The following is an 8,671-nucleotide window of genomic DNA, read 5'->3' as shown; positions in this document are numbered from 1 at the left end:
AGCGATGGACCTCCAAGGTCTATAATGACTTCAGACCGCATCAAAGCCTGGGATACATAAGCCCCACCCAGTTCTTACAACAACACTGCGCTAGTCCATAGTGTCTCACATGTGTTGAACTAGTACATTGTCGTGTCCCCCAGATAAGTTCTGATAAAATGATAGCAGGCCGCGGGGGCTTTGTAAAACCTTCGGGGAGGTTGTTGCTTTCGGTCCCGTTGTGTTAATTCGTAGTCGCCCGACATCTGACAGAAAGAAAGGGTGTTGTCGCGTGAGAATAGCCTATATTGATTGTTTTTCAGGAGTCTCGGGGGATATGTTGTTGGCCGCTTTAGTGGACTGCGGCGCGGATGTTTCTGAGGTCGAGGCCGGGATCAATTCGCTCGCAATTCCTCCGGTCTCCATTACAACCTCTAAGGTGAGGGTCAAGGGGGTTAGTGCTACCAGGGTTTGGATAGGAAGCGAGCGTGGGGCCGAGTTTCGTAATCTGGCGAAGATAGAGCGGATTCTAAACGATGGCAGCCTGCCCGGGCCGGTGATAGCTCAGTCGCTCAAAACCTTCCGCCGTTTAGCCTTGGCGGAGGCTAGGGTGCACGGCATTCCCGTGGACGAGGTTCATTTCCATGAGATTGGCGCTTTAGATACCATAGTTGATGTTGTAGGGTGTTTTTTGGCCTTGTATTTGCTGAGGATCGACCGGGTCTTTGCCTCTCACATTCCTTGGAATGGTGGATTTGTCACGTTGGAGCATGGCACCTACCCGGTGCCTGCGCCGGCTACTGCCGAGTTGTTGCAGGGCGTTCCGTGTTACGGTTGCGAGGCACCTTTTGAGCTCGTTACCCCCACCGGGGCTGCCTTGCTGCGGAGCATGGTAGAGGAATTTGGCCCCCTGCCCCCGATGTCTCCCCAGCGCGTCGGGTACGGGGCAGGACACCGCGAGAGGCCGGATGTCCCTAACGTTGTCCGGGTTGTTATCGGGGATTCCCCGTCGGAGGATGGGATTTTCACAGAACTGGTAGATATTTTGGAAACGCAAGTAGATGACATGGTTCCGGAGTTCTATTCGTTTCTGAGCGAGAGGCTGGCTGATTCGCCTGCCCTCGATTATTTTTACACCCCGGTGTACATGAAAAAGGGGCGGCCGGGCTGTTTGGTGACGGTGATTGCACCTGCGGGGCTGGGACAGGAAGTTGCTACGTTACTCCTCGAACATACGTCTACTTTGGGTGTTCGTTGCCAGACGGTTTCTCGGGTGGTGTTAAAGAGAGAAATCATTACGGTATCCACAGGATGGGGTGAGGTCAGGGTAAAGGTGGCCTACCTTAGCGGAAGGGCTCCGAAGATATCTCCCGAGTTTGAGGATTGTCGCTCCATAGCCTGGGCGCGGGGCCTGTCTTTGGATGTGGTTTATCGAGAGGCGGTGTCTGCTGCGGTTACCAGCCTGAGTTTGGCAGATAGCTCTGAAGGGGCGTAGGCGGGTTCGTGTGGTCTTGGCTTTGTCGGTAACTTTATGTGGAACAGTCTGTGAGAACGCAGCGCTGGCGCCCCCGTCCAGGGTTCCTTGCAATTGGAATTGCGGAGGCTGTACCTGCGGCAGGGGGGCCGGTGCCCTCTCCCGGGAAGGCCGTTTGTGGTGTTCTTGGAACGGATAAGATGCCGTAAAATAATGCAATTAGCGCCGATGTTTCACGTGAAACATTCAGCACCCTCAGCCGTAGTCCCTTCCGAAGCCCAGCGGTGCCCCCGCATAGCAACCGGAGTATATGCTTGCTACCGCGGGACACTTCGCTGCCAGCGGCTCACGAGCAATACACTCCGGGCACGCCTGCCCATATGTTACCCCAATGTTAAGCTCTTTCTATTTCTACGTCTCCAGGGTCGCTTGAAGCCCCACCTCTCGGTCCTCTCTTGCATCGCCCCGTTCCCACCGAGGCGCCTCCTCTGATTCGATGTATACAAACAGCCCCTTTTTCAGCGCTCAAAACTTGTCCCCGTTCCACCTCGGCGCCCCGCATCCTACAAATTCAGTATGTCGACTATTCTCATCAGATCCTCATCGTTATAGAAAAAAATCTCGATCCTCCCTCCTCGACGGTTTCTTTTCACACTGGCCTTGGTTCCCAGCCGCTCCTGCAATCGTTCTTCCAGGTCCACCAGCTCAGATTCTCTCGGCTCGTGCCTCCCCGTCTCTTTCTTCTTTACCCCCTCTACATCTCTTACAGATAGCCCAAACCGCACGATTCGCCGTGCTATCTTGACCTGTTCCCTCTCGTCCCTCGCCACACTTAAAATCGCGCGTGCGTGTCCCGCACTTAGCTCCCCTCTTTCTACCATGTCTCTTACTTCCGAACAAAGATTAAGTATTCGCAGTGCATTCGCCACATATGATCTGCTCTTGCCGATCCTTTCCGCCAGCTTTTCCTGGGTATACCCGTATTGTTCGATCATTTCCCGAAAGGCCAGCGCTTCTTCAACCGGGCTCAGATCCTCCCTCTGAAGGTTCTCGATAAGGGCCAGCTCCGAAGCCTCGTGTTCCCCAATCTCTCTTATGACCACAGGAATACGTTCCAACCCCACCATCGCTGCCGCCCGTAGCCGCCTCTCTCCCGCCACCACCTCGTATTTCCCAGCTTTCACGGGCCTGACGACTATGGGCTGCAGCACTCCGTGTTCCCGAATTGACGCCGCCAACTCTGCCATGCTCTCATCCTCAAACTTTTTGCGTGGCTGGCGTGCCCGCGGTTGCACGAGTCCGATATCCAACTCCAGCGAATCCCGCTCGAGGTCAGATTCCTCCGTTCCAATTAAAGCATCTAAACCCCGGCCCAGCCCTCTCCTACCCACGCTCCAAAACCTCCTTTGCTAGGTCTTGATAAACCTCTGCACCCCTCGACCGCGCATCGTAAAGGACGATGGGTTTCCCGTAGCTCGGTGCCTCGCTCAGGCGCACATTTCGAGGTATAATCGTCTTATACATTTGCCTGCGAAAATGCCTCTTCACCTCATCCACCACTTGAATCGACAGGTTTGTTCGCCCATCGAACATCGTTAACAAGACTCCCTCTAGCTGAAGCCCTGGATTTATACGTTTCTTAATAAGCGTTATGGTATGCATCAACTGACTCAACCCTTCCAGCGCGTAGTACTCACACTGGATAGGTATCATAACCGAATCTGCGGCCGCCAAGGCGTTGACGGTCAGCAGTCCTAACGAAGGCGGGCAGTCTATGTAAACGTAATCATAGTTCCGTCTGATGTTTTCAAGGCCCTTCCTCAGCCTAAATTCCCGGGCATCCATTCCCGCCAATTCTACTTCTGCCCCCGCTAATTGTATCGTCGCCGGAAGTACATCCAAGTTCCTTACCCGGGTTCTTACAACCACGCCCTGCGCCGGGAGTTCTTCCATCAACACGTTGTAGATGCATGACTGTATCTTTCGCCTGTCAATCCCTAGCCCGCTAGTAGCATTACCCTGGGGGTCAATATCCACCAGTAGAACCTTTTTCCCCTCCAAAGCCAAACACGAAGACAGGTTGACGGCCGTCGTTGTTTTCCCGACCCCACCTTTTTGGTTGGCTATCGCAATTACTCTGCCCATCCTCTCCCACATCCCTCACTCAAACGATTCCTAACAACATGTCCCCAGCTTTCCCTTCTCGGCGCCCTCCCGGCAAAGACAACCGAACTGGCCATCAAAGTAGGAGTCCCTGCCTCTCCCTCTTGGCACCCAATCGAGTACTCCCACGCCCCGCTTACACGTCTCCTTTGCTATACCTTCTCGTAAGTCATTGATTCCATATTCGTTTCTTGTTACTTTCTTTCATCTCGCCCCTTACCTAGCCGGCCCGTAATACCCCTATCCCGATTCTCTTCTTGTCTTGGGAACTCTAATCACCAACTCGTACTCGTCTTCCCGCTCCGTTTCTAACAACACCATATTGACTCCTGCCTCACGGGCACGATAAACCGTTTCTCTAATAGTGTTAACATATATCCGCGCATCTCTGATAAACATCGATAAACTTCGTCGCTTTTCACCACCCTTTATTTCCCGGGAAATACCCTGTCTTATTTTGTCGATCAGCGCCTCGGCCTCCTTCACCGTAAGCTCTTTTTCGATAATCTTCCGAACAACCTCTACCTGCTCCTCTACACTATCCAACTTAAGCAAGGCCCTGGCATGCCTCTCGCTTACCCCTCCCTGCCTGAGCAGGTCCTGCACCTCCCCCGGCAGGCGCAACAACCTGAGTTTATTGGCTATCGCGGCCTGGCTCTTCCCTACCCGCCGCGCTAGTTCTTCCTGCGTCAGCCCAAATTCCCCGATCAAACGAGCATACGCCCTAGCTTCCTCAAGGAAGTTTAGTTCCTTTCGCTGTAAGTTCTCAATCAGACTAACGGCTGCCGCCTCTTCCTCCTCCATATCACATACAATGGCAGGTACCTCCTTCCAGCCCGCCATCATACAAGCCTTTAACCGGCGTTCACCGGCCACCAGCTGGTAGCCTTCCTTCATCTTCCGTACAATAATCGGCTGAATCACCCCGTACTCTTGGATCGACTGCGCCAAGTCCCGCAGTTCCAACTCGTCAATTGCCTGTCGCGGTTGATAAGGATTGCCCCTTATCTCCTCCACTCCGATGTTGATAACCTCCCTCCTCGCTACGCCTCTGCCTAAAACCCGCGGCAACGGCAGTTTCACCCCATCCACCCCCTCTCCATTCTACAAGGGCCTCTTCTCCGGAACCCCGATTCTCGTCGGATAGGCCTCCGGCGTCTCCTTCACCTTCTCAATCGCAACCAAGTACCTCTGCCCTCCAAGCAGGCAATAAGCCTTCAGGTCCTTTACCTGACCCCCTATTACTTCTAATGCGCGGACTGCCTCCTTCAATTCAACATTACAGTTACGCCCCTTCCAGGCCACCAATAGCCCTCCCCGCTTCAACAACGGCAAGCCGTATTCCACCAGCACATTCAACCTAGCAACAGCCCTCACCAAGACAAAATCGAACATTGCCCGGAATCCATCATCCCTTCCGATCGCCTCCACCCGTTCGGTGATTACCCGCACGTTCGGAAGATTCAACTCCCTTCCTGCCATCGTCAGAAAAGCACTCTTCTTTGAATCAGCTTCGATCAGGCAGAACTTCCCCTCCGAAAAAACTATTGCCAATACCATACCGGGCAACCCGCCACCGCTACCGATGTCGGCAACCAGCTTTCCTGTTGCATCCCAGTACCTCGCAAACTCCAGACAGTCCTCAAAGTGCTTCTCCAAGTCTTCCCGCGACATCTGTTTGCTAACCAAATTGACCCTCTTATTCTCCCTCTCCAACAGCTCCTGAAACTGTCTTAACTTTCCTTCCTTCTTCATTCGCCCTGCGTTTCCTCTCCAAGTGAATCAGCAACACCGTGATGTCAGCGGGTGATATCCCGCTCATCCTCGATGCCTGCCCCATTGATTCCGGTCTAGCCGTCTTCAATTTCAACCGGCCTTCGTTCGACAACCCAACCACATCGTCGTAATCGATGTCTGGCGGGATACGTTTGTTTTCCATCCGTTCGAAGCGCTCAACCATCTCCACCTGCTTCTTTATATAACCCTCATATTTACACTCTATCTCAACCTCTTCCCTAACCTCCGGCTCGAACTCTTCCCCCACCATGGCCAACGATACCAAGTCCTCTATACTCACCTCGGGACGACGCAACAACTCCCATAAAGATACGGCCTCCCGAAGTTCTGATGTTCCCCTTTCTCGCAACAGTTTGGCAACCCCTTCGTGGCTCACCCCTACCTTGTTCCTCAAAAGCATCTCCCGCAATTCTTCCATTCTCCTAACCTTACTCCTAAAGCGAGTATACCGCTCATCGTCTACCAAACCTATATCGCGGCCTTTCTCCGTTAACCTGATATCCGCATTGTCCTGTCTTAACAGCAATCTGTACTCAGCCCTAGAAGTCATCAATCGGTACGGTTCCTCAATGCCCTTCGTAACCAGGTCATCGATCAATACCCCGATATAAGCCTCACTCCGCTTGAGAACAAACGGCTCCTTTTCCTGTACAAACAGGGCTGCGTTAATTCCCGCTATAATGCCTTGAGCCGCCGCCTCTTCGTACCCCGATGTCCCGTTGATCTGTCCAGCCGTAAAAAGGCCCTGCACAACCCTGGTTTCCAGCGTCAGCTTAAGCTGTGAGGGTAAGACATAATCGTATTCAATAGCGTACCCGGTTCTGACTATTCTAGCCTTCTCTAATCCCGGAATACTATGCAAGACTGCCAGTTGGACGTCCTCAGGCAAACTGGTATTCAGCCCCTGGATGTACATTTCATCCGTATCCAATCCTTCAGGCTCGATAAATATCTGGTGCTGCTCCTTGTGAGCGAACCTCACTACCTTATCTTCAAAAGACGGGCAGTACCTCGGTCCTACCCCTTGAATCACTCCGGTAAACAATGGAGAACGATGCAGGTTTTCTCTGACAATCCTGTGAGTTTCTGGAGTGCTGTGAGTCAGCCAACACGATACCTGGGGTTTCTCCACCCTCGGACTCATGTATGAAAAATTCAATACTCCGGGATCTCCTGGCTGTTCCTCGGTTTTGCTGAAATCTATAGATTTTCTGCTTACCCTGGGCGGAGTACCCGTCTTAAACCTTCCCAAAACTAAACCGAGTTCTCGCAGGCTTTCTGAAAGCTTAGTCGCCGGCGGAAAAGGGTTTGGTCCCCCATCATAGGTGACATCCCCCACTATAATCCTCCCTTTTAGGTAGGTACCGGTCGTCACCACCAGGGCCTTCGTCTGGTATTTAGCCCCGGTCCTGGTCACTATTCCTTCCACCCGGCCAGCCCCAGCTAAAATTTTCACCACTTCGGCCTGTAAGATATCAAGATTTGACTCTGCCAAAAGCGTCTTGGTCATTTCCTTCTGATATCTTTTCTTGTCGGCCTGGGCCCGAAGAGCCCTCACTGCCGGTCCTTTTGCTGTATTGAGCATCCTAATCTGCAGACGAGCTTTGTCAATGTTCTTGCCCATCTCGCCCCCCAAGGCGTCAATTTCTCTCACCAACTGACCCTTGGCCGGGCCGCCCACGGAAGGATTACATGGCATTAATGCTATTCCGTCTATACTTATCGTGACTAATAAAGTCTTGCAACCCATCCGGGCAGCGGCTAAAGCCGCTTCGCACCCCGCATGTCCAGCCCCAATTACTATGACGTCATAACTTCCGGCCTGGTACTCCATTCTCCCTCACCTCACTTCCCTATACAATAATCTCTAAATATCCTCTCAATCACGTCTTCCTTTAATGTCTTCCCTGTAATCTCTCCTAGGGCTTCTAGAGCCTCCCCGATGTCGACCGCCAGGCAGTCCAACGAGGTATTTGTTTCCAGCCCAGCTAAAAAACCTTCCATTGACGTTTTAACCCGCCGAAAAGCTTCTTCCTGTCGCAAATTAACCATTATATCTTCGTCACCTGCTTCTACCTTTCCTGCCAGCACCGCCTCTTCAATCGCGGATTCCAGTTCCTCCAATCCGATTTCCTCTTTTACCGATCCTCGTACCACCGTTTGCCCAGGAAACAATCTCTCCACTTCCTCTAGGGTAACGCGTTTTTCTTCCAGGTCCTCTTTATTAACCAGCACTATTACCCTCCTGCCCGCAACCATCTTCGCAACCCTCTCGTCCTCTTCGCTTATACCAGCACCCGCGTCCAAAACCGCCAATATTATATCGGCCTCGCTGATAACCTCTTCGCTTCTCTCCACGCCAATCCGCTCCACCAAATCCCCGGTCTCCCTTATCCCTGCGGTATCCATGATATTGACCGGAATTCCCTTGACATTAATATAGTCCTCCACAATATCCCTGGTGGTTCCCGGAATGTCGGTTACGATGGCCTTCTTCTTCCGCAACAATGCATTCAAAAGACTCGACTTCCCCACATTGGGCTTACCCGCAATCACTACCTTTACTCCCCACTGGTACACCCTGTTTCTCTCTCCCGCCCTCAGTAAACCCTCTAACTCCCGTAATATCTCTTGTGCTTGCTGCCTAGCTATTTCCTCGTCAAGGTCTCCCACCTCTTCCGGAAAGTCGATACTGGCCTCAACCATGGTATTCAAACCCACTAACCTGTCCTCTAGTTCTGCTACCCGCTTTCTCAGCATCCCTTCAAGCTGCTTAACCGCCATGCTCATACCTTTTTCAGTTTTAGCCCTGATTATGTCTATCACCGCTTCAGCTTGAGAAATATCCAGCCTGCCGTTAAGAAATGCCCTCTTTGTGAACTCTCCCGGTTCTGCCAGCCTAGCCCCGTTTTCCAATACCGTTTCCAGACACCTTATGGCAGCCAATACACCCCCATGGCAGTTTATCTCTACCACGTCCTCTGCCGTATAGCTTTTTGGTCCCCTCATAACTGTGACCAAAACTTCATCAACATGATTTCCTTTTCTGTCCACTATCCAGCCTAGCCCGAGGGTATAACCTCCTCGATCCTTCAGCCTCTTTCCCCCAGGCACGGGCCGAAATACCTTTTCTACTATGTCTACCGCTTCACGGCCGCTTACCCGAACGATGGCTATACCGCCCTCACCCAAGGGAGTAGCGATAGCCGCAATAGTATCCTCCAGCATCCCATCCGTCTCCTCCTGCACATGATGACA

7 protein-coding genes are annotated in these 8,671 nt (G+C 52.4%); 1 reads left to right on the top strand and 6 read right to left on the bottom strand.

The features are described 5' to 3' along the window. The first annotated feature begins 271 nt into the window (after nucleotides 1–271). Nucleotides 272–1,474: a nickel pincer cofactor biosynthesis protein LarC gene (larC, locus tag HPY90_RS09760; protein WP_287194066.1), complete on the top strand. Its 1,203-nt coding sequence runs from the start codon at nucleotides 272–274 to the stop codon at nucleotides 1,472–1,474. A 542-nt stretch (nucleotides 1,475–2,016) separates the two neighbouring features. Here the strand turns inward: larC and HPY90_RS09755 are convergent. The 6 genes from HPY90_RS09755 to mnmE all read right to left on the bottom strand — a co-directional run bounded on the left by HPY90_RS09755 (nucleotide 2,017) and on the right by mnmE (nucleotide 8,641). Then, nucleotides 2,017–2,844, bottom strand: coding sequence for a ParB/RepB/Spo0J family partition protein (locus tag HPY90_RS09755; protein ID WP_287194063.1), 828 nt, complete (start codon nucleotides 2,842–2,844; stop codon nucleotides 2,017–2,019). Beyond that, nucleotides 2,837–3,598: a ParA family protein gene (locus HPY90_RS09750; RefSeq protein ID WP_287194061.1), complete on the bottom strand. Its 762-nt coding sequence runs from the start codon at nucleotides 3,596–3,598 to the stop codon at nucleotides 2,837–2,839. The genes HPY90_RS09755 and HPY90_RS09750 overlap by 8 nt, the downstream gene beginning before the upstream one ends. Before the next feature lie 258 nt (nucleotides 3,599–3,856). Beyond that, the gene (noc, locus tag HPY90_RS09745; protein WP_287194058.1) at nucleotides 3,857–4,699 is read right to left on the bottom strand and encodes a nucleoid occlusion protein; all 843 of its coding nucleotides are present in this window, start codon (nucleotides 4,697–4,699) and stop codon (nucleotides 3,857–3,859) included. A gap of 21 nt (nucleotides 4,700–4,720) precedes the next feature. Next, nucleotides 4,721–5,371 carry a 16S rRNA (guanine(527)-N(7))-methyltransferase RsmG gene (gene rsmG / locus HPY90_RS09740; RefSeq protein WP_287194057.1) on the bottom strand — a complete coding sequence of 217 codons (651 nt, stop codon included), beginning with the start codon at nucleotides 5,369–5,371 and terminating at the stop codon, nucleotides 4,721–4,723. Continuing rightward, nucleotides 5,316–7,247: a tRNA uridine-5-carboxymethylaminomethyl(34) synthesis enzyme MnmG gene (mnmG, locus tag HPY90_RS09735; protein ID WP_287194054.1), complete on the bottom strand. Its 1,932-nt coding sequence runs from the start codon at nucleotides 7,245–7,247 to the stop codon at nucleotides 5,316–5,318. Before mnmG ends, rsmG begins: the two co-directional genes overlap by 56 nt. An 11-nt stretch (nucleotides 7,248–7,258) precedes the next feature. Further along, nucleotides 7,259–8,641: a tRNA uridine-5-carboxymethylaminomethyl(34) synthesis GTPase MnmE gene (mnmE, locus tag HPY90_RS09730; protein WP_287194051.1), complete on the bottom strand. Its 1,383-nt coding sequence runs from the start codon at nucleotides 8,639–8,641 to the stop codon at nucleotides 7,259–7,261. Between the last annotated feature and the right edge of the window lie 30 nt (nucleotides 8,642–8,671).

Source organism: Syntrophothermus sp., assembly GCF_013314835.1.
GTDB classification, from domain to species: Bacteria; Bacillota; Syntrophomonadia; order Syntrophomonadales; family Syntrophothermaceae; genus Syntrophothermus; species Syntrophothermus lipocalidus.
This window is presented reverse-complemented; position numbering and strand designations above follow the sequence as displayed.